The 21,816-nt window shown below is 74.1% G+C and carries 10 protein-coding genes; all 10 read left to right on the top strand.

Annotation, left to right across the window (positions count from 1 at the left end):
- Positions 1-56: 56 nt before the first annotated feature.
- The 10 genes from FF36_RS20115 to glgP all read left to right on the top strand — a co-directional run bounded on the left by FF36_RS20115 (position 57) and on the right by glgP (position 21,758).
- A complete protein-coding gene (locus FF36_RS20115) occupies positions 57-737 on the top strand; it encodes a TerD family protein (RefSeq protein ID WP_044886706.1) in 681 nt (226 codons plus the stop codon).
- Between the two features lie 2,852 nt (positions 738-3,589).
- The gene (locus FF36_RS20105) at positions 3,590-5,260 is read left to right on the top strand and encodes an Hsp70 family protein (protein ID WP_044886679.1); all 1,671 of its coding nucleotides are present in this window, start codon (positions 3,590-3,592) and stop codon (positions 5,258-5,260) included.
- A 375-nt stretch (positions 5,261-5,635) separates the two neighbouring features.
- Positions 5,636-9,538, top strand: coding sequence for a zinc ribbon domain-containing protein (locus FF36_RS20100; protein ID WP_044886678.1), 3,903 nt, complete (start codon positions 5,636-5,638; stop codon positions 9,536-9,538).
- Between the two features lie 622 nt (positions 9,539-10,160).
- Positions 10,161-11,927 carry a glycosyl hydrolase gene (locus FF36_RS20095; protein ID WP_082122079.1) on the top strand — a complete coding sequence of 589 codons (1,767 nt, stop codon included), beginning with the start codon at positions 10,161-10,163 and terminating at the stop codon, positions 11,925-11,927.
- 289 nt (positions 11,928-12,216) lie between these two features.
- The gene (locus FF36_RS20090) at positions 12,217-13,425 is read left to right on the top strand and encodes an HpcH/HpaI aldolase/citrate lyase family protein (RefSeq protein ID WP_044886676.1); all 1,209 of its coding nucleotides are present in this window, start codon (positions 12,217-12,219) and stop codon (positions 13,423-13,425) included.
- Positions 13,422-14,843 (top strand): phosphoribosyltransferase family protein, encoded by a 1,422-nt coding sequence (locus FF36_RS20085; protein WP_044886675.1) that lies wholly within the window; start codon positions 13,422-13,424, stop codon positions 14,841-14,843. The genes FF36_RS20090 and FF36_RS20085 overlap by 4 nt, the downstream gene beginning before the upstream one ends.
- Complete coding sequence (locus FF36_RS20080) at positions 14,840-16,072, top strand: cysteine protease StiP family protein (RefSeq protein WP_242422657.1); 1,233 nt, start codon at positions 14,840-14,842, stop codon at positions 16,070-16,072. The genes FF36_RS20085 and FF36_RS20080 overlap by 4 nt, the downstream gene beginning before the upstream one ends.
- Positions 16,069-16,968 carry an HAD family hydrolase gene (locus FF36_RS20075; RefSeq protein ID WP_044886674.1) on the top strand — a complete coding sequence of 300 codons (900 nt, stop codon included), beginning with the start codon at positions 16,069-16,071 and terminating at the stop codon, positions 16,966-16,968. The genes FF36_RS20080 and FF36_RS20075 overlap by 4 nt, the downstream gene beginning before the upstream one ends.
- Before the next feature lie 78 nt (positions 16,969-17,046).
- Positions 17,047-19,056: an acetate--CoA ligase gene (gene acs, locus FF36_RS20070; RefSeq protein WP_044886673.1), complete on the top strand. Its 2,010-nt coding sequence runs from the start codon at positions 17,047-17,049 to the stop codon at positions 19,054-19,056.
- A gap of 143 nt (positions 19,057-19,199) precedes the next feature.
- The gene (gene glgP, locus FF36_RS20065) at positions 19,200-21,758 is read left to right on the top strand and encodes an alpha-glucan family phosphorylase (RefSeq protein WP_044886672.1); all 2,559 of its coding nucleotides are present in this window, start codon (positions 19,200-19,202) and stop codon (positions 21,756-21,758) included.
- The last annotated feature ends 58 nt before the right edge of the window (positions 21,759-21,816 follow it).

Here is a 21,816-nt window from a genome sequence, read left to right as displayed (position 1 = left end):
TCGTGTCCGTCCACCGATGGCAGATCACCAATCCGGCAACCGCGAAGGAGCGGACCATGGGCATCGACTACACCAAGCGTCCCGCCACGCCACCGGCCGGCTCCGGACCGGTCTCGCTGAGCAAGGTGACGCTGACGAAGTCCGCGCCGTCCGTGTCGCTGAGCAAGCAGGGCGGCGGCGGCCGGCTGCACGTCAACCTCAACTGGAACCAGCACCCGTCCGGAGGCCAGCAGCAGAAGGGCGGCTTCCTCAAGCGGGTGCTCGGCGCCGCCGGCGGGGGCATCGACCTGGACCTCGCCGCGCTGTTCGAGCTCACCGACGGCCGTTCCGGCGTGGTGCAGGCGCTCGGCGACGCGTTCGGCTCGTTCGACGGGCCGCCCTACGTCAACCTCGACGCGGACGACCGGACCGGCGCCGCCGTGGGCGGCGAGAACCTCTACGTCAACCTCGCGCAGATCGGCCAGATCCGCCGGCTGCTCGTGTTCGCCTTCATCTACCAGGGCGTGGCGTCGTTCGACCAGGCCGACGCGGTGGTAACCCTGACGCCCGCCCAGGGTGCCCCGATCGAGGTACGCCTCGACGAGCAGGCCGGCGGCGCCCGGATGTGCGCGATCGCGCTGCTGACCAACACCGGCAACGACTTCACCGTCAGCCGTGAGGTCCGGTACGTCAGCGGTCACCGCGAGCTCGACCAGGCTTACGGCTGGGGGCTGAACTGGACTGCCGGCCGTAAGTGAGTAACGCCGGTACCTCGCGATGACCCCCCCGGTCCCGCCGCCCGGCGGCGAGGAGGATCGATACCCGATGTTCCAGTCACGTCGCGATCCCGCGTCCCGCGGCCGGGCAAGCTGGTTCCCGCCCGGCGGGCCGCGCTCCGGCCCGCCGGACCACCTGGTTCCCGATCCCCTGGTTCCCGATCCCCTGGATCCGGAGTCGCTGGATCCGGAGTCGCTGGAGCCCGACCCGTCGGACCCGGATCCGCTCGCGGCCCCCGGCGAGTCGGGCCGTGACCCGCGGGGGGCACGGGATGGGCTGGAGCCGTTCGGCGCGGACGACTACTCGGCCTGGCGGGGACCGGACCATCCTGCGGACCGGGCGGCCCACGACCGGGCGGTCCACGACCGGGCGGTCCACGACTGGGCGGTCCACGACCGGGCGGTCCACGACCGGGGGGCCTTCGAGCGGTCGGGGCGGGACCCCGGGTCGCGGCGCGACGACCTGCTCCGCGGCTGGGATCCGCGGCCGGCCGACCATGGTCCGAGAGACTACTTTGACCTGCCCGACCGCACCCACGGCTCCGGCGGGCGTCCCGAGGCGGGTGGAGAGGCCCCCCCTGGGGCCGGCGTGGGCTGGGACGAGTCCGTGCCGGTGGGGGTGCGCGGATTCGGGGTGCCGCCCCTGGGCTCCGCCCCGCCGATCAACTCGTACGAGCCCGCGGGACGCGACCGTGCCGGTACCGCGGACGTCCGCCACGCCGATGACACCCCAGGCCCCGCCGCCGACGCCGGTTCGTACGCCGACGCCGATTCGTATGCCGACGCCGGTTCGTATGCCGACAGCTCCCCTTATGTCGCCGGCGTCCCCTACGCCGACGCCGCGCCTCACGCCGGCGGCGCCCTGGACTCCGCGGCCGACGCCCTCGGCTCCTCCGCCGATGCCTTCGGGGGTGCGGCGGCGGATACAGCCGCCACCGACGCGGGGCCCGCGGACGACGGCTACGAGGGCGGGCACTGGCGCGACGAGCCGGCCGGCGGTCACCGCGGCGAGCCCTACCCGCCCGCCGTCCGGCGCTACGCCACCGATCCCCAGCACCTGGCCGAGCCTGCCCGTTGGGCTGACTCCGGTCGTCGAGCCGAGCCTGCCCACGAGGCCGACTTCGCGGATCCGGATCACTCGGGCCGCGCTGAGCCCACCTGGCCCGGCGGTGTCGAGCCGGTCCCCGAGTCGGACCCCGGCGGCCCGCGGCGGGCCGGCGGCCGGCGCCTGTACCCGCAGGAGCTGGAGCGTTCCCGCCGCCTGGACTACCCGGATCTGCTCGCGCCGGGGGAGCGCCACAACCCGGGCAAGTATCCCCACGGGGCGCGGCCCGACGACCCGATGGTGGCGGCGGCCGGCGGGTATGCCGATCTCGCCGGGCCGGCGCAGCGCCCTGGGCCGACCCTGGGTGTTGGATCGGCGCAGGATGTTGGGCCGGTGCAAGGTGCTGGGTCGGTGCACGGTGCTGGGCCGGTGCGGGATGTCGAGGCGGTGCAGGGCGATGCACCGGTAGCCGAGGCGTGGGGGACGGGCAGCGCGTGGGGCGCGGGCGAGGCCGGGGCGATCGCCCGCGGCGTCGACGACGACGCGCTGCGGGCGGCCGGTTTCGCCCTATCGCCGGCGACGGGCCCGCTGACAGCGCCCGGCGACTATGCGGATCCCGGCGACTATGCGGATCCCGGCGACTATGCGGATCCCGGCGGGCGTGACGCCGACCACGCCGCCGACGCCGGGTCCGGTGCGGGCGGGTCGAGTTCCGTCGAGGTGGGGGACATCGGGTCGCCAGCGGTCCGGGGCGGCGGCGACCACGACGACGTGGCGAGCCCGGCGGGCGAGAGGTACCACGACGAGGTGGACGATCCCGCGGAGGCGGACTACCACGGAGGACCGGATCATCCCGGCGACTCGGACTTCTCCGGTGACTCGGACTTCTCCGGTGACTCGGGCTACCCCGGCGACTCGGACTTCCCCGGTGACTCGGGCTACCTCGGAGACTCGGACTTCCCCGGTGACTCGGGCTACCTCGGTGACTCGGACTATCTCGGTGGATCGGATCATGCCGAGGGATCGGATCATGCCGGCGGTTCCCTGCCGGACGGCGGGACCCGTGGAGGTGCGGCGCGCGTCGGCGGGCTGCCGGGCCCGTCCGTTCCCGGCTTCGACGATGATGCGGACGGAATGTTGACGGCGCAGGTGGCGGGCGGTCGGAGCGGCGAAGTCGGTCGTCACCAGGATCTCAACCGCAGGGATACCGGCCGTGAGGACGCTGCCGGTCGTCATGAGGATGCCGGGTCGGCGGGAGACGGGGACCTGGCCGGGTCGATCGGCGCGATCCAGGCGGTGGCCCTCGAGCGCCTCGCCGGCCAGGTCGACGAGCTCGCCCGGCTGCGCCGCCACGATGCGGAGCTGGTGGACCGGCTGCATGCGGAGAACAGCCGCCTGCGGGCCGGGGAGCTCACCGAGGCGATGGCGCCGCTGCTGCGGGGCCTGATCCGGCTCCACGATCAGATGGGTAGCCTGGGGGCGGACGATCCGCAGAGCGTCGCCGGCATCCTGCGCAAGCAGCTCCTCCAGGTGCTGGACCTGGCCGTGGACGTGCGGCCGTACACAGCGGTACCGGGCGGGACCTTCGACCCGGCGCGGCATCTCGGTGTGCGGCGGGNGGCCACGGACGATCCGGGACGGGACGGGACTATCGCCCGCACCGTGCGCCCCGGCTTCGTCCGTGGCGAGACGACCGTCGTCCGGCCCGCGGAGACCGAGGTCTACCGCACGCGCTGAGTCGCGGTGGCGGCGAACGCTGACGAGACTTGCGAAGGGAAGAGTTCAGACGGTGGCGGGTACCAAGGTGTTCGGGATCGACCTGGGCACGACCTACTCCTGCATCGCCCAGGTCGACGAGTACGGCCGGCCGGACGTGATCCGCAACATCGAGTCCCAGCCCACGACGCCGTCGGTCGTGTTGTTCGACGGCGGTGGCGAGGGCGCCACGTCCTTCGTGGTGGGCACTCAGGCCAAGCGGCAGGCCCGCATCCGCCCCGACGACGTCGCGCGGCTGGTCAAGCGGCACATGGGCGCGTCCGACTGGCGCTTCGTCGCGCACGACGTGGAGTACAGCGCCTCCGCGGTGTCGAGCCTCGTGCTCAAGGCGCTCGCCGCCGACGCCGAGCGGGCGACCGGTACCCCGGTCACGGACGCGGTGATCACCGTGCCGGCGTACTTCGGTGACGAGGAGCGCAAGGCGACCAAGCTCGCCGGCGAGCTGGCCGGGCTGAACGTGGTCGACATCATCAACGAGCCCACGGCCGCGGCGTTCGCGTACGGCTTCGGCCAGGACGGCGCGGAGGAGTCGACCGTCCTGGTCTACGACCTCGGTGGCGGCACGTTCGACACCACGGTCATCCGGCTGAGTGAGGGTGCGATCACCGTGGTGGCCACCGACGGTGACCACGAACTCGGCGGTGCGGACTGGGACAACGAGCTCGTCCGCTACCTGGCGCAGAAGTTCACCGAGGCCCAGCCGGACGCGGGCGACCCCCTCGACGACGTCTACGACGAGCAGGAGCTGCTCACCGCGGCCGAGGACGCCAAGCTCGCGCTGTCCGGACGGGACAGCGTCGACGTCCTCGTCGTGCACAAGGGCAAGCGGGTGAGCGTGCCGGTGACCCGGGCGACGTTCGAGGAGATCACCGGGCCGCTGCTGCGCCGCACCCTGGACCTGACGGGTTCCGTGCTGGAGCGGGCCCGGGAGAAGGGCGTCGAGAAGATCGACCTGTGCCTGCTGGTGGGCGGCATGAGCAAGACCCCGGCGGTCGGCCGCCGGTTGCAGGAGTCCTTCGGGCTCACGTCCCGGCTCGTCGACCCGGATCTGGCGGTGGCCAAGGGCGCCGCCGTGTACGGGCAGAAGAAGGCCCTCGAACGCGAGGTCCACTCCGACCTGGTGGCCAGCGGGGCGCTGCGGCCCGATCAGGACCTCGCCGCGGCCGACGCCGCCGAGGTGGAGAAGGCGGCGGCGGCCAGCGCCGACGCCGCGGGGCTCGCGACCGCGGCCGTGGTCGACCTCGTCCGCACCAAGGTCACCAACGTCACCTCCCGCGGCTTCGGGATCTTCGCGGAGGACCGCGGTGTGCCGGTCGCGGCCTTCCTCGCCCACCAGAACGACCCGCTGCCGATCTCGGTGACCCGCACCTTCTACACCGTGACCGACGATCAGGCCGAGGTCGACATCCGGGTCTTCGAGCAGGGGACCACGGCCGAATCGACGGCGATCGACGACAACAAGGTGATCGTCGCCGGGGCGATCTCCGGAATTCCGCCGGGTCACCAGCGCGGCACGCCGGTCGAGGTCACCTTCGCGATGGCGGGGGACCAGACAATTCGGGTTACCGCGGCGCACGAGGGTGCCGCCACCGCGCTGGTCCTTCAGGTGCGTGCCGGGGTCGGTTCGGAGGAGATGCGCGCAACCGAGTCGGCGAAGGTCAGTCTGCTCAAGCAGCGGGACTGAGCCGGTCGATCCCGCGACCAGGGACTTCTCCCACGGCCCGGGAAAAAACCGCTCGAGAAGTGTTATGAGCTGCCAATTTCCCACGTACGCAGGCGCTTCCGGGTGTCGGCCCCGTAGTCGGTAGGGTCAGCCGGGACGCACGGTCAGGGCCCGCCAATCGTCGCCAGACGGCGATACCGGGCCGCCGATCCGCAAGGACCGGGCTGGGCGTCCGCGGCGTCCGGGACCCGGGGCGGGGCGCCGCTTCGTACTCTCGGGTGTGGGGCCTGTCGGGTGTGGGGCGGTAAACTGCCGCCCCGCGTTCGGCGCCCGAAGACGGGCCGGTTGCCGGTCCGTCCGGAGGGCACGGCGGTCACGTGGGACGAAGGTGGATCCTTGAGCGCGGCGTTCGACGGCAGCGGCTATCGCCAGCGGGTGCTCGCACCGCTGCGGGCGGGCTCCTTCCTGGACACCGCCGACCCCTTTCTCATCGCCGGTCTCGACCCCACCGTGCCGTATACCGACTCCGACATCGGAGCCCATCTCGTCCGCGTCCTCGCCTTTCTGCAGCGGGAGCGCAACTCGGCCAAGTACGCCACGCTCGCCACCGAGCTGGTGCGTCGCCGCGGGGAGTGGGAGGAGCCGCTGCGCGACGCGGAGTCCCGCGAGCGGGTCCGCGCCCACGTGCTCGCCGCCCGGCGCAGCGGTGACGCGGAGCGGCTGGCCAAGGTCGACGGCTACCTCGCCACCGTTCGGGAACGCTTCGGCGGCATCCCCGCCTCCCGCGTCGACGGCCTGCGTCGGCTCGCCGTCGCCGCCGGGGTGACCGTCGAGGAGTTCGACGCCCGGCTCAGCCGGGAGCAGATCATCGTCGACGGGGTCGGCGGCGGGGTGGAGCCGCTGCCCCCCGAGGTCCGCCGCCAGATCGCCGAGCGGTTGGCCGAACTGCGCGCCCTGCGCGGCGGCGACCGGGTGTCCAGCGCGTCGCTGTGGGCGTTCCTCGGGCTCGCCCCCGACGCCTCGCTGGAACGGCTGTCCGCCGCCTACGCCGCGGTGGCGGCCGCCAACAGCCGCCGCCCGCACGACCGGGAGAAGACGGTCACGGCCGACCTGCTGGCCCTCGTCTCGACCCGGTTGGTCGAGGGTGATCCGGCCGCCTACACGGTCGGCCTGATGGCGGACGCCGCCGACGAGTTGCGCCCCGCGGTCGAGGAACACGTCGTCCTCGACGGTGAGCTCACCGCCGTCGCCTTCGAGGGCCTCGTCCGCGCGGCGCTGGCCACCGGGCGCGGGCTCACCGCGGCACAGGCGAAGTCCGTGGTGCTCGGGGTGGCGCGGGAGCTCGGCGCCGCGGTCAACGTCGGCGGGGTCGTCGACTACGTCGTCTGCCCCGGCTGCGGGCGCCCGGAGGCGGCCGGCGCCGCCCGGCACTGCCGGTACTGCGACACCGACCTCTACACGACCTGCCCGTCCTGCGGCTCGATGACCGAGGCCGCCGCGGTGGTCTGCCGGCACTGCGGGCACAGCCTGCGCCAGGCCCGAGAGGCGGCCGAGGCGCTCGCCGCCGTGCGCCGCGCGCTCGAGGGCGGACGCCCCCGCGAGGCCGGTGAGCTGCTCGCCGCCGCCCGCCCCGTGCTGGTCGCCGTCGGTGGCCCCGTCGCCGGCGCCGCCGACGAGCTCGGCGCCCGGGTGTCCGCGGCGCTCGGCGCGGCCGACGCCGGCTGGCGGGCCCTGTCCGAGGCGCGCGCGGCCAACCGGGCCGACGCCGCCCTCGACGACGCCCGCTGGCTCGCCGCGCAGGCGGCGGACGTGCCCGGTCCGGACGGCCGCAGCCCGGCGGAGGTGCTGGCCGAGCTCATCGCCGCCCAGGCAGTGATCCGCCGGCGGGTGGAGGCCGCCCGGGCGCTGCCGCCCGAGGCCCAGGAGGCCGCCCTGGCCGCGGTGCTCGCCACCGCCGCGGACAACCGGGAGGCGCTCGCGGCGTTGGCGGCGCTGCCGCTGTCGCCGCCGTCGGACCTCGTCGCGGTCGCCGGCCCCGACGGTTCGGTGCAGGTGCGCTGGCGGGCGTCGCCGTCCGTCGGCGGCCCCGTCTCCTATCGGGTGGAGCGCGTCGTGCTCGTCGAGGGTGGCGGGGCGACGCTGGGCCGGCGCAGCCTGGGCACCACCCGCTCCACCGAGCTCTACGACGCCGGCGCGCCGGCGTGGACGCCGGTGCGGCACGAGGTCACCGCGATCTGCGGCGAGCGCCGCTCCGAGCCGGTCGCCTCCGCGCCCGTGGTCTGCACCCGTGACCTCGCCGAGCTGCGCGCCGAGCGGACCGCCGCCGGGATCCGGCTGGGCTGGCAGCTCGACGGCGCCCTGTCGGTCGTCACCGTCGAGCGGACCCTCGCGCCCGGCTCGCCCGTCAGCCAGCCGCCCCGGCGGGCCCGGGTCACCGGCGGCGTGTTCCACGACACGGACGTCGTCGTCGGCGTGACGTACCGTTACCACGTCTTCGTCGAGTACCACGACGCGGCCGGGCGCCCCGTCCGCACGCCCGGCGCCGAGGCCGAGGTCGAGGTGACCGCCCGGCCCCGGCCGGTGCAGGATCTCGCCGCCGTCACCACCAGCGGGCGCACCACGCTGCGCTGGACGCCCCCGCCCGGCTGGGAGGTGCGGATCTACGCGACGCCGGTCGCGTCGGGTCCCGCCGGCGGCACCGGGAACACCGGTCCGCGGCTGGTGCCGGGCTCGGGCTCCGGCCCGCTGCCGCTGCCCGGCGCCGGCTCGGGCCCCCTGGCGATGCCCGGCTCCGGCCCGCTGCCCCTCGGCGGCCTCGGCGGCGAGGGCGACGACGTGCAGCTCGCCGCCATCACCGGGCCCGTCCGCCTGGTCGGCGCCAGCCGCGCCGGGCAGGCCGCGGAGTCCGCCCCGGTCGGCGAGGTGATCTACACCCCGGTGACGGTGCACGGGGAGTCGGCCGTCGTCGGCCGGGCCGTGCGGCACGTGGTGATCGAGCCCGTGCGCGACCTGCGCGCCGATGACCGCGGCGAGTCGATCGTGCTGTCCTTCCAGATGCCGCCCGGGGTGACCGAGGCGCGGGTGCTCTGGCGGCGGGACCGGACGCCCACCGGCCCGGACGACCCGTACGCCGCCAGCGCCAAGGTCACCAACACCAGCCTGGAGATCAAGGGCGGCTGGCATCTCGCCGCCCCGGCGGACGGCTGGGCCTACCACGTGGCCGCCTATCCGATGTACCGGGCGGGTGGGATCGCCCGCGTCGCGACCGCGGGGGTGGCGGTGCTGGCCCGGCCCGCGACCCGCAGCGACCCGCCGCCGCCGCTTCCCACGGCATCCGGGCCCGCCACCGGCGGTCACGTCGTCGGTGGACCGGGGGGAGGGCCCGGGAGCATCCTCGGCGGTCCGTTCGCGGGGCGGCCCATCGCCGGGTCCGACCCGCCCGGCTCCGATCCGATCACCGCCGCGCACCCGCTCGGGGGCCCGGCCCAGCCGCGCACCGGCGCGGTCCCGATGCCCGTGCCGGTCGGCGCCCGCCATCCGGTGGCGGGGGTCCCCCAGCCGGGCGGGACCCGGGGGTCCGCGCATGGGGACAACCCGCCCACGACCCCGCTCGGCGGGCTGCCGCTGCCTCTGCTCCCGCCGGCCGGCCGGAGCATGCCGGCCGCGGGCGGCCCGGCGCAGGCGTGGCACGGGCGGTTCGCGCCCGGCGCGCCCGGCGCGCCCGGCCCGCTCGGCCCGCTCGGTCCCGGTGGCGCGGCACCGGGGGGACCCGGTCCCGGCGCGGGGCAGCCGGTCGTCCCCGACGGTCCCGGCGGGTCGGACGGCCGCGGTGCCCCCGGTGCCCCGGCGATGCCCGGTGCCCCGGCGATGCCCGGTGCTCCGGCGATGCCCGGGGCCCCGGCCGGTTCCGGGGCCTCGGCGGGCGCGGCGGGCGGTCCGGTAGTGACCGGACCGGTGCCGCTCGGGTCGGATGTCGGTGCGCTGATTCAGCCGACGGTTACCTACACGGTGAGCCGATCCGGTTGGCGGCGGCGGACCATGCGGGTTCAGGTGCGCACCTCCGGCCCGGTCGGCGAGCTGATCCTGTTCGCGCGGCCGGGCGCCGCGCCGCCGCGGGTGGCCGCCGAGGCCCACGAGCTGTCCCGCCTGGCCGCCGTCGATCAGGCCGTCACCCGCACCATCGACGTCACGCTGGATGGGGCGCAGTTGCCGTGGGGCGTCCGGCTGTTGCCGGCGCTGGTGGCCCCCACCGGCTGGACCGTCACGCATCCCGCCGACGAGGATCTGGTCGTCCGCTGAACGGCCGTTCCGCCCCGGTCAGATCACGTTTCTCCGTGCTGTGATTTGGGTAAGTGTTGTCTTCTGGCGGCGGCCGTGCGGAGATGTCACACCAGATCTGCAATGATGGCACTACCACGGAAAGTATTCGTCCTAGTGCTGTTCCTTGCAGGCGGTGTGCCCCTTACGATTGGGTCCATCACGCGTAGTTCCAGTACCGGCCAGGTGGGTGTTCGCCACCCGGTCGGAGCATCTGTCGAACCGTCCTGACCCCGAGGTCGGAGACGGTCGGCGTCACGGACGGGCCGCAGTGGCAGCCCGGTCGACGCGCCCGCCGCGGTTTCGTCGAACTCTGATGGCGCGCTGAGTGGCCGCGCAGGCGGCAACTCGGAGGGGACGCCCCATCAACGGTCGTGATCCGACCATGCTCCGTTGTCGGTGCGCGGCGCGCTCGGCGGGTGCGTCTCACGCCAACTCCGAAAGGCAGCGCGCGAGCATGGTCTCGACCTCTCGTCGCCGACCGTCCCCTCCGGTCGGCCGTTCGGTCTCCCCGCCCACTCGACCTCGTGGCGCGCCCGGCCGCCGCGGCCCCGGCCGCCGCCGGGCCCGCCGGCCGGTCCGTACCAGTGCCCGGCTGGGCCTGGTGTCGGTGTTCGTCCTCGGTCTGCTGGGGGCGGTCACCCCGCTGGCGCAGGCCGCGGGCGAGACGCCGAGTCCGCAGCCGTCCCCGACGCTGCCGAGCGCGGTGTCGCCGAGCGCCAGCCCGACGGCCTCGACCGAGCCCGCCGGCACCGTCCAGCCCGGGGTCCCGATCTCCACGATGACCCCGCAGGCCCGCAGCCGCATCACGCTGGTCCTGTTCGACGAGGACATCGTGCTCGTCGGCGGGCGTGACTTCGCCGCCGGAGACGACGTCACCGTCGCCGCCGAGACCACCAGCCTGGGCGGCAGCGCGCTGACCAAGGCGGACGCCGACGGCCGCTTCATCCTGGGCTTCCGGGTCCCGGCGGACTTCAAGGGCACGGTCAACGTCAAGGCGAGCCAGGGTGGCGCCACCGCCGCCGACGCCCTCGACGTGACCGGCCCCGAGGCGGCGGCGAAGGAGTTCAAGGAGGCGCCGGCCCTGCCCGACGTCCCCGTGCAGCGCTCCGACACCACCACCGCGACGGGCACCACCACCGCGACGGGCACCACCACTGCGACGGGCACCACGGGCACCGCCGCCTCGGCGAGCCCCGGCACCGCGTCGCCGAGTCCGGACGCCGCGGGATCGCCGACGCCGAGCGCCGCGCCGCAGCCGTCGCCCACTGCCGACGTGACCGCGTCGCCCAGCCCGACCGCGAGCCCGTTCGCCGCCGTGGGCAAGGGTGGCCGCCGGCAGTTCGGCGCCGCCTCGCCGTCGGCCTCGGCCGCCTCGCCGTCGGCCGCCGGGCTGCCGACGGTCCCGCCGGCAAGCCCGACCCCCACGACCGGCGCGGCCGCCCCGGCTGCCGGCGGCGCGCCGGAGATCGACGCCGGTGGGACCAAGTCGGGCCTGCCCTGGCTGTCCGGGTTCCAGTCGCACCAGCTCGCGCAGCTCACGGAGTTCGGCAACTGGCGCGGGCGGCCCAACGACCTCGTCCACGTCTACACCGACCGCACCTCGGGCTGGGGCGGGCTTGTGGAGCCGACCTGGCCGGTCGACCTGTTCAAGGGGTTCGCCGGCAAGCTGCTGATCAGCGAGCCGACCTACCCCAAGGGGCAGGGCGACAACGGAGCCTGCGCCCGCGGTGAGTACGACGGCCAGTGGAAGAAGCTGGGCAGCTTCCTGGTCCAGCACGGCCGGGGCGACTCCATCGTCCGGATCGGCTGGGAGTTCAACGGCACGTTCATGTACTGGCACACCGACGCCGACCCGGCGACGTTCCGCACCTGCTTCCAGAAGATCTCGGCGGCCATCAAGTCCACCGACCCGCAGGTGAAGATCGACTGGACGTTCAACGCGCACAACTCCCCGGTGCCCACCGGTAACAGCCCGTGGGGCGCCTACCCCGGCGACGAGTACGTTGACTACGTCGGCATCGACGCCTACGACCACTTCCCGCCGTCGAAGGACGACGCGACGTGGAACAAGCAGTGCGAGGACGTCAACGGCCTGTGCTACGTGATCCGGTTCGCCCGGGAGCACGGCAAGAAGGTCGGGGTCGGCGAATGGGGCGTGGCCTCCTGCAGCGGTGACGGTGGCGGCGACAACCCGTTCTACATCCAGAAGATGTTCGAGACGTTCAAGGCGGCTGGCGACGTGATGGGCTACGACGCCTACTTCAGCGATCCCACCCCCGGCAACGTCTGCTCGACGATCACGAACGGCGGCCAGAACCCGAAGTCCGCCGCCGAGTACAAGAAGCTGTTCGGCACCGGAGCAAGCTGACCGGACGCAGGGCGCGCCAACGGCAGATCGTCGGGCCGGGACGGAGGGATCCGTCCCGGCCCGACCCGTTGAGGGTTGCTCAGCCGCAGGTCGGCTGCTTGCTGATGACCCCAGGGTGACCGCCGAATGTCGGCTGACTGACGGTTGTCGTTGTCTGTTGTCAGACGCCCCCGGGCAGGTACCGTCACCCGAAAGGCGACGTTTGACGATCTTGCCAGTCCGGCCGGCGCACACCGAACCGGGGACCTTGGTCGAGCGACGCCGCCGCCTTTCACGAGGGGAACGTCGCTTGCGCCACTTCGCCTTCCTCGACAACGAGACGATCAAGATCCTGTTCCACCGTCCGCCGGAGGAGATCGCCGTCGATGGGGACCGCCGGCTGCTGGCCACCGCGCTCGGCGCGACGCTGTACGCGCCGGGCACCAGGCCCCACCTGGCGTTCGACGTGCGCCGGCAGAGCGCGGCCGGGGTGAACTCGATGGTGCTCTGCCTCGAGGACTCGATCGCCGACACCGAGGTGGCCGACGCCGAGGCCAACGTCGTCGCGGCGCTGCGCTCGCTCGCCGACGACCCGCCGCGCTCCGGCGACGGGCTGCCCCTGCTGTTCGTCCGGGTGCGCGCCGTCGGGCAGATCCCGGACCTGATCGCGCGGCTCGGTCCGGGCGGGGCCCGCTGCCTCGCCGGGTTCGTCCTGCCCAAGTTCGCCGAGGAGGGCGGCGAGGCGGGGTTGGAGGCGGTGCTGCGGGCCTCCGACATCGTCGGCCGGCCGCTGTGGGCGATGCCGGTGCTGGAAAGCCCACCGGTGATCAATCGGGAGACCCGGGTCGAGGCGCTCACGGCCGTGCGGCGACTGGTCGACAAACACGCCGAGCAGGTTCTCGCGATCCGGCTCGGCGCCACCGACCTGTGCGGGCTGTTCGGGCTGCGCCGGGACCGGGACCTGACGATCTACGACATCGCCGTGGTCCGCGACTGCATCGCCGACATCGTGAACATCTGCGCCCGCGGCGGCGATCACATCGTCACCGGCCCGGTGTGGGAGTACTTCGCCCAGCCGGAGCGCCTGTTCGTCAGCTCGCTGCGGGTGACTCCGTTCGAGCAGGCCGACCGGGTCGACGGCAGCCAGGAGGCGATCCGGATGCGCAGCGCGCTGGTCTCGGCCGACCTCGACCGGCTGATCCGGGAGGTCGTCCTGGACAGGGCCAACGGTCTGATCGGCAAGACCGTGATCCATCCCAGCCACGTCCCGGCCGTGCACGCGCTGCACGTCGTCAGCCAGGAGGAGTTCACCGATGCCGAGACGATCCTCGCCGGGGACTCCGGCGGGGTCCGCCCGAGCAGCTACGCGAACAAGATGAACGAGCTGCGCCCGCACCGGGCCTGGGCCGAGGCGGTGCTACGCCGGGCCAGGGCGTTCGGGGTCCTGCGCGAGGGGGACACCTTCGTCGAGGTGCTGGCGGCGACCCGCGGCCACAGCGGCGTGGGGACCGCCCGATGACCACGACGACGCCGGTGCCGGCGGACCCGGGCTGGCTGTGGGCGGAGCTGGGACTCGCCGTCGAGGTCAGCGCGGACGTGCGCGGCGGGGGCCTGGACGCGCTGGTCGGGCTGGCCCTGCGGCGCAACCCGCGCCGCGCCCACCTGCTGGTCAGCCGGGTGCTCGGCAAGCACCTGCCGGTCGCGCCGGGTGCGGGCCTGGCCGCCGGCGCGGACCTCGCGGCGCTGGTACGGGCTCTGCCCGACTTCCCCGCCGACGGCGCGGCCGCCGCCGCGGCCCGCCACGACGGTGGCGTGCGGACGGGGCCGCTCGTCATCGGCTACTGCGAGACGGCGACGGCGCTTGGCCACGCCGTCGCCGACGGCCTGGCGGGTAGCCATTACCTGCACACCACCCGGCGGGGCCTGTCCGGAGTGCCGCCGGTGCTGGAGTTCACCGAGTCGCACTCGCACGCCTCCCACCACTGGCTGGTCCCCGAGGACCCGGCGATCCTGCGCGGCGGCGAGCCGATCGTGCTCGTCGACGACGAGCTGTCCACCGGCCGGACCGCCCTCGGCACGATCCGCATCCTGCACGCCCACGCCCCTCGCGGGCGCTACGTGGTGGCGACCCTCGTCGACGCCCGGCCGGCCGCGGCGCGCACGGCGTTCGCCGAGCTCGCCACCGAGCTCGGCGTCCGGATCGAGGTCGTCGCCCTGATCGCGGCCACCGTCACGGTGCCGCCCGAGATCGCCGACCGGGCGGCGAGCATCCGCGCCCGCCTCGCCGGGGCCGCGCCGCCTACCCAGGTGTCGCCGCCCGCCCAGGTGTCGCCGCCCGTCCAGGTGTCGCCGTCCGTCCAGGTTTCCGCGCCCGCCCGGGTCTCCGCGTCCGTCCAGGCCGGCCATCCGGTTCGGTGGCTGGCCGCGGACTGGCCGGCGGACCTGCCCGAAGGCGGCCGGTACGGCTGGTCGCCGGCTCATCGGCGCCGGCTCGACGACGCCCTGGCACCGGTCGCCGCCGCCGTGCGCGCGGCGCTGACCCGGCCGGACGGCCGCACACTCGTCCTTGGGACGGAGGAACTGATGTACACCCCGATGCGGATCGCGGACACGCTGGCCGCCGCCGGCTTCGGCGAGGTCCGTTACCAGTCGACGACCCGCTCGCCGGTCCATCCGGTCGACGTCGAGGGCTACGCCATCCGGGCGGCGCTCACGTTCCCGGCGCCGGACGACCCGAGCCGGGTCAGCCACGTCTACAACGTCCGTCCCGGCGTCTACGACGACATCGTCCTGATCGTCGACTCCGGCGCGGACGCCGCCTCGCCCGCGCCGGTCGCCGACCCGGCGGGCCTCGTCGCCGAGCTGCGCCGCTGCGCCCCGGTCGCCGTGCTCACCCTGCCCGCCTACCGCCCGGCCCGGCCGGAGCAGGCCCGATGAGCGCCACCGGTTCCGGGCCGGCGACGCCGGTGGCCGGGCGGCCGGGCGACCCCGCGCTCGCGGGGACGATCGGCTCGGGCTCGTACGACCCGGCGGACGTCACCTTCCTGCTCACCGATCTGAGCGCCGTCGACCTCGAACGGCCCACCGAGGACCGCGAGGAGGCGATGCAGGCCGGCCGGCACTACTCCGAGGACCTGCCCGTCGAGTACCAGCCCGACGCCGGTTACCTCCGCCTCTACCATCAGGCACTGGAACGTTCGGCCCGGCGGGTGGCGCTGGCCACGGGGCTGGTCGCCGAACTCGTCCGGGTCACGAAGCCCGAGCCGGTCCTGGTCTCGATCGCCCGGGCCGGAACGCCGGTCGGGATCCTGATGCGCCGCTGGTACGGCTGGCGGCACGGCCTGGACACCCCGCACCACGCCATCTCCGTGATCAAGGATCGCGGGGTGGACATGAACGCCGTGCGCTACCTGACCGACCGGTTCGACCGCGAGGCGATCCAGTTCGTCGACGGCTGGACGGGCAAGGGTGTGATGACGCGGGTGCTCAGCGAGGCGGTCGCGGGTCTCGGCCTCGACGACACCCTCGCCGTGCTCGCCGATCCGGCGCGGTGCGTGCCGCTGTACGGCACCCGCGACGACTTCCTCATCCCGAGCGCCTGCCTGAACTCCACGGTCAGCGGGCTGGTCAGCCGGACCGTCCTCAACGCCGAGCACATCGGCCCGAACGACTTCCACGGCGCGAAGTACTACGGCGAGCTCGCGCCGCACGACCTGTCCCGGCACTTCATCGACACGGTCGTCGCGCAGTTCGACGCGGTCGCGGACGAGGTCGCCGAGACCTGGCCGCGGCTGTGGGCGGGCGACCGGCGGCCGACCTGGGCCGGCTGGGCGGCGGTGGAGCGCATCGCCGCCGCCTACGACATCCCGGATGTGATCATGGTGAAGCCCGGGGTCGGCGAGACCACCCGGGTGCTGCTGCGCCGGGTGCCGTGGCGCATCCTCGTCGCCCCGGACCGCGTCGACGAGCTGCCCCACGTCCTGGCGCTGGCCGCCGACCGCGGCGTCGAGGTCGAGGAGATGGCCGACCTGCCGTTCTCGTGCGTGGGGCTGGTGCGTCCGGTCGGCGCGGCGCCGGTGTTCCACACCCCGAACGCGCGCTGGCGCCCGGACGTCCCGGATATCTCGGACATCCCTGATGTCCCGGGCCCCTCGGACGCCTCGTGACGGCGGGAGGCGGCCACCTGGTGGCCCTCGACCTGGACAAGACACTGATCTTCTCCCGGCGCTCGCTGCTGCCGCCAGCCGGCACCGTCGAGCCCGCGCTGGTCGAGCCCGCGCTGGTCGAGCCCGCGCTGGTCGAGCCCGCGCTGGTCGAGGTCGAGCTGGTCGAGGTCGAGCGGCTCGACGGCGCCCCGCTGTCCTTCGCGACGGCGCGGGAGCTCGCACTGCTGGCCGAGCTGCATCGCCGCGCCGTCGTCGTTCCCGTCACCACCCGCACGCTCGCCCAGTACCGCCGCGTCGACCTGGGCATCCGGCCGCGGTACGCGATCGCGGCCAACGGCGGGCACCTGCTCGTCGATGGAGCACCCGACCCGGCGTGGGCGGCCGGGATCGCGGCGCAGCTGGCCGCCGCCGGCGCGCCGCTGGCCGAGATGCTGGCGCTCGCCGAACGGTTCGCCGCCGGCGGCTGGGCCCGGACGGTCCGCGCCGCCGACGACCTGTTCGTCTATCTCGTCGCCCACGACCGGCCCGCCATCCCGGACCTGACCGGCGTCACCGCGGCGGCACGGGCGGCCGGCTGGTCGGTGTCGGTACAGGGCCGCAAGGTGTACCTGGTGCCGACGGTGCTGACCAAGCAGCGGGCCGTCGACGAGGTGGTCCGCCGGGCCGGGACGGCGACGCTGCTGGCCGCTGGCGACTCGGTCCTGGACATCCCGATGCTGCTGGCCGCCGACGCCGCCGTCCGGCCTGCCCACGGTGAGCTGCACGAACTCGGCTGGTCGGCGCCGAACGTCGCCGTCACCGCCGACGCGGGGGCGGTCGCGGGCGAACAGGTGCTGGCGGCGCTGCTGGACCGGGTGCGCGCCGACCGGCCCGATCCGACTCCCGCCGTCCCGTGATGAGCCTGGGCGGCGGCCGGTCTTCGTGGTAGACCGGGGACGGTGTCCAAGCGCACACCGTTTCGTCCAGGAGGAACCGTGACCGATCCGGGCGTGAGCGCCACGACCGACCCGAGCGCCACGAACGATCTGGAGGCCACGCTGGAGGGCCTGCTGTCGGTGGAGAGCTTCGATCCACCGGCGGGGTTCACCCGACGCCGGCCCGTGGACGCCGACCGGGCCGCCGCCGCGGCGGACCCGCAGGCGTTCTGGGCCGCCGCGGCCCGCGAGCTGCTCACCTGGGACAAGCCGTTCACCCAGGTGCTCGACGACACGAACCCGCCCTTCTACACGTGGTTCGCCGACGGCGAGCTGAACCTGTCGGCCAACTGCCTGGACCGCCACGTCGAGGCCGGCCGGGGCGAGCGGGTCGCGTTCCACTGGCGCGGCGAGGAGGGCGAGCACCGCGACGTCACCTACGCCGACCTGCTCGCCGAGACCCAGCGGCTGGCGAACGGTCTGCTGTCCCTCGGCGTCCGGGCCGGGGACGTCGTCGGCATCTTCCTCCCGATGATCCCCGAGGTGGCCGCCGCGATGCTGGCCTGCGCCCGGATCGGCGCAGTCCACAACGTGGTCTTCGGCGGCTTCGCACCGTCAGCGGTCCGGGAGCGGATGGAGGTCTCCGACGCCAAGGTGCTCATCACCGTCGACGGGGCGCGGCGCAAGGGGCGCCGGTCGCCGGTGAAGGCCGCCGTCGACGTCGAGCTCGGCGATCTGCCCGCGCTGGAGCACATCGTGGTGGTCCGCGGCCCGGGGGAGAACGCCGCCGAGGTGCCGATGACCGCCGGCCGCGACGTCTGGTACGACGAGCTGCTCGCCGCCGCCGACCCGGTGTGCCCGGCGGTGGCGCTCCCGGCGGAGCATCCGTTGTTCATCCTGTACAGCTCCGGCTCGACGGCGAAGCCGAAGGGCATCCTGCACACCACCGCGGGCTACCTGCTCGGGGCGACCTACACCCTGCGGACGGTCTTCGACCTCGACCCGGAGACCGACGTCTACTGGTGCTCCGCCGACGTCGGCTGGATCACCGGCCACTCCTACATCGTGTACGGACCACTGTCCAACGGCGTCACCAGCGTGATGTTCGAGGGCGCCCCGGACTATCCGGACCACGACATCTGGTGGCGGATCATCGAGGAGTACAGGGTCACCGTCTTCTACACGGCACCGACGGCGATTCGCACCTGCATCAAGTGGGGCGCGCAGTACCCCGCCCGCCACGACCTGTCCTCGCTGCGGGTGCTCGGCACGGTCGGCGAGCCGATCAACCCGAAGGCGTGGCTGTGGTACCACCTGGTGATCGGGGGTGGCCGCTGCCCGATCGTCGACACCTGGTGGCAGACCGAGACCGGGTCGGTGCTCATCTCGCCCCTGGCGGGGGTTACCCCGACCAAGCCGGGATCGGCGACGAGGCCGCTGCCCGGGATCAGCCCGGCGCTGCTGGACGAGGACGGCCGGCCCGTCACCGAGGGCACCGGAATTCTGGTGATCACCCAGCCGTGGCCGTCGATGCTGCGCACCCTGTACAAGGACGACAAGCGCTTCGTCGAGACGTACTTCTCCCGCTTCGGCCCGAGGACGTACGTGGTCGGGGACGCGGCCCGGCTCGATGCCGACGGCTATTTCTGGATCATCGGCCGGATCGACGACGTCATCAACGTCTCCGGGCACCGCCTGTCCACCGCCGAGGTCGAGTCGGCGATCGTCGCCCACGAGGCCGTGGCCGAGGCCGCCGTCGTCGCGCAGGCCGACGAGCAGACCGGCCAGGCGATCGTCGCGTTCGTGACGCTGGCGGGCGAGCGGGTCGGCGACTCCGCCGTCGAGGCCGAGCTGCGTGAGCACGTCGCCCGGCGCATCGGCAAGCTGGCCAGGCCGCGGCGGATCGTCTGGGCCGACGACCTGCCGAAGACCCGGTCCGGCAAGATCATGCGCCGGTTGCTGCGGGACGTCGCCGAGGGGCGGGAGCTCGGCGACGTCACGACCCTGCGGGACCCCGCGGTCATGTCCGCCCTCGCCGCGAAGGTGGCCGCCGGGCCCGACGACGAGTAGCAAGACCGGTCGGTCTCAGGAGTGCAATTCCGGAGGATTCCGACTGGTCGTTCGGCCGGGCGGCGAGTTGTTCGGAGAACGTAACCCGCCGGTCGAACCCGGGTGCGCCCACGTCACCGGCACTCCTCTAAGCTCACGTCTTCGTGAGAGCCCTACGACGGTTCACCGTCCGTGCGCAGCTCCCCGAGCAGCTTGCTCCACTGGGGGAACTTGTCCTGAATCTTCGCTGGTCCTGGCACCCCGAGACGCTGGACCTGTTCGAGTCGGTCGATCCCGAGCTTTGGCGGGCCACCAAGGGTGACCCGGTACGTCTGCTCGGCGAGGTCGATCACGATCGGCTCGTCGCGCTCGCCGCGGACCGCCGCTTCGTGCGCCGGCTCACCGACATCGCGGACGATCTCCAGGACTACCTTTCCGCCGACCTGTGGTACCAGCGGCAGCAGCTGCCGGGCGCGCCGGCGGCGATCGCGTACTTCTCGCCGGAGTTCGGCATCACCGAGGTGCTGCCGCAGTACTCCGGCGGCCTGGGCATCCTCGCCGGCGACCACCTCAAGACCGCCAGCGACCTCGGCGTGCCGATCATCGGCGTGGGGCTGCTCTACCGGGCGGGCTACTTCGTCCAGTCCCTGTCGCGCGACGGCTGGCAGCAGGAGCGCTACCCGGGCATCGACCCGCACGGGCTGCCGCTGACCCAGCTCACCGACGCCGCCGGCGTGCCGGTGAAGGTGGCCGTCGGGCTGCCCGAGGGCCGCACCCTGCACGCGCAGATCTGGAAGGCGCAGGTCGGGCGGGTTCCGCTGCTGCTGCTCGACTCGGACGTCGAGGACAACCAGCCGGCCGAGCGGGGGGTGACCGACCGGCTCTACGGCGGCGGCACCGACCACCGACTGCTGCAGGAGATGCTGCTGGGCATCGGCGGTGTCCGGGCGCTGCGCGCCTACGCGGCCGTCACCGGCACGCCGACGCCGGAGGTCTACCACACCAACGAGGGCCACGCCGGCTTCCTCGGCCTGGAGCGGATCCGCGAGCTCGTCGAGACCGGGCTCAGCTTCGACGAGGCGCTGGAGGCCGCCCGCGCCGGCACGCTGTTCACCACGCACACCCCGGTGCCCGCCGGCATCGACCGCTTCCCCCGCGACCTCGTCGCCCGCCACTTCGGCGGGGACAACTCCTGGCCCGGCGTGCCGGTCGAACGGGTCCTGGAGCTGGGGGTCGAGTCCGACCCGAACGTGTTCAACATGGCGCACATGGGCCTGCGCCTCGCCCAGCGCTCGAACGGCGTCAGCAAGCTGCACGGCATCGTCAGCCGGGAGATGTTCGCGGGCCTGTGGTCCGGGTTCGACTCGGCCGAGGTGCCGATCGGCTCGGTGACCAACGGCGTGCACGCCCCGACCTGGGTGTCGCGGGCCGTCATCGAGCTGGCCGACCGCCAGCCCGGCCCCGGGCTGCTCGCCGACGACGCGGCCGGCTTCGCCAAGATCTCCGCCCTGCCCGACGAGGTCATCTGGGCCACCCGCCGCCAGTTGCGGGAGCGGCTCGTCGGCGAGGTCCGCCGCCGGGTGCGCGCCTCCTGGCTGGAGCGCGGCGCCGCCCCCGGCGAGCTCGACTGGGTCGAGTCCGTCTTCGACCCCGACGTGCTGACCATCGGCTTCGCCCGCCGGGTGCCGTCCTACAAGCGGCTCACGCTGATGCTGCGTGACTCCGACCGGCTGCGCCGGCTGCTGCTGCACCCGCAGCGGCCGATCCAGATGGTCATCGCCGGCAAGGCCCACCCCGCCGACGACGGCGGCAAGCAGCTCGTCCAGCAGATCGTCCAGTTCGCCGACGACCCGGCCGTGCGCGCGCGGATCGTGTTCCTGCCCGACTACGACATCGGCATGGCGCGGTTCCTGTACTCCGGTTCGGACGTCTGGCTGAACAACCCGCTGCGCCCGCTGGAGGCGTGCGGCACGTCCGGGATGAAGGCGGCGCTCAACGGCTGCCTCAACCTGTCCATCCGGGACGGCTGGTGGGACGAGATGTTCGACGGCCAGAACGGCTGGGCGATCCCGACCGCCGACGGCGTCGAGGACCCCGACCGGCGCGACGACATCGAGTCCGCAGCCCTGTACGACCTGCTGGAGAACACCGTCGCCCCGCGGTTCTACGACCGCGACGCCGGCGACGGCGCGCCGCGGCGCTGGACGGCGATGGTCAAGCACACCCTGTCCAGCCTCGGCCCCCAGGTGCTGGCCAGCCGGATGGTGCAGGAGTACGTCGAGCGGTACTACGTGCCGGCCGGCGTCTCCGCCCGGACCGTCGCCGCCGACGGCCTGGCTGGTGCCCGCGACCTCGCCGCCTGGAAGAGCCGGGTCCGCGCCGCCTGGCCGGGGGTGCGGGTGCTCAACGTCGACTCCGCCGGACTCGGCGACACCCCCCAGGTGGGCCAGTCGTTGGTGGTGCGGGCCACGATCGACCTCGGCGGGCTCGCCCCCGACGACGTCGACGTCCTCGCCTCCTACGGCCGGATCGACCAGACCGACCGGATCCTCGCCCCGGAGGTGCTGTCGTTGCAGCTCGCCGGCGAGGGCGAGGGCGGGCCTCGTTACGAGGGCACGATCCCGCTGGGCCGCACCGGCCCGTTCGGCTACACCGTGCGGGTGCTGCCCCGCCACCGCCTCACCGCGAGCGTCGCCGAGCTGGGTCTCGTCGCCAACCCGTAGCTCGCCGACTCGTCACCCGCCCGTCGCCCGTCGCCCGTCGCCCGGCCGCCGGCCTCCG

It is taken from the genome of Frankia torreyi (assembly GCF_000948395.1).
In the GTDB taxonomy this organism is placed as follows: Bacteria; Actinomycetota; Actinomycetes; order Frankiales; family Frankiaceae; genus Frankia; species Frankia torreyi.
Note: the sequence above shows the minus strand (reverse complement) of the source record. Positions and strands in the feature narration are given on the sequence as shown.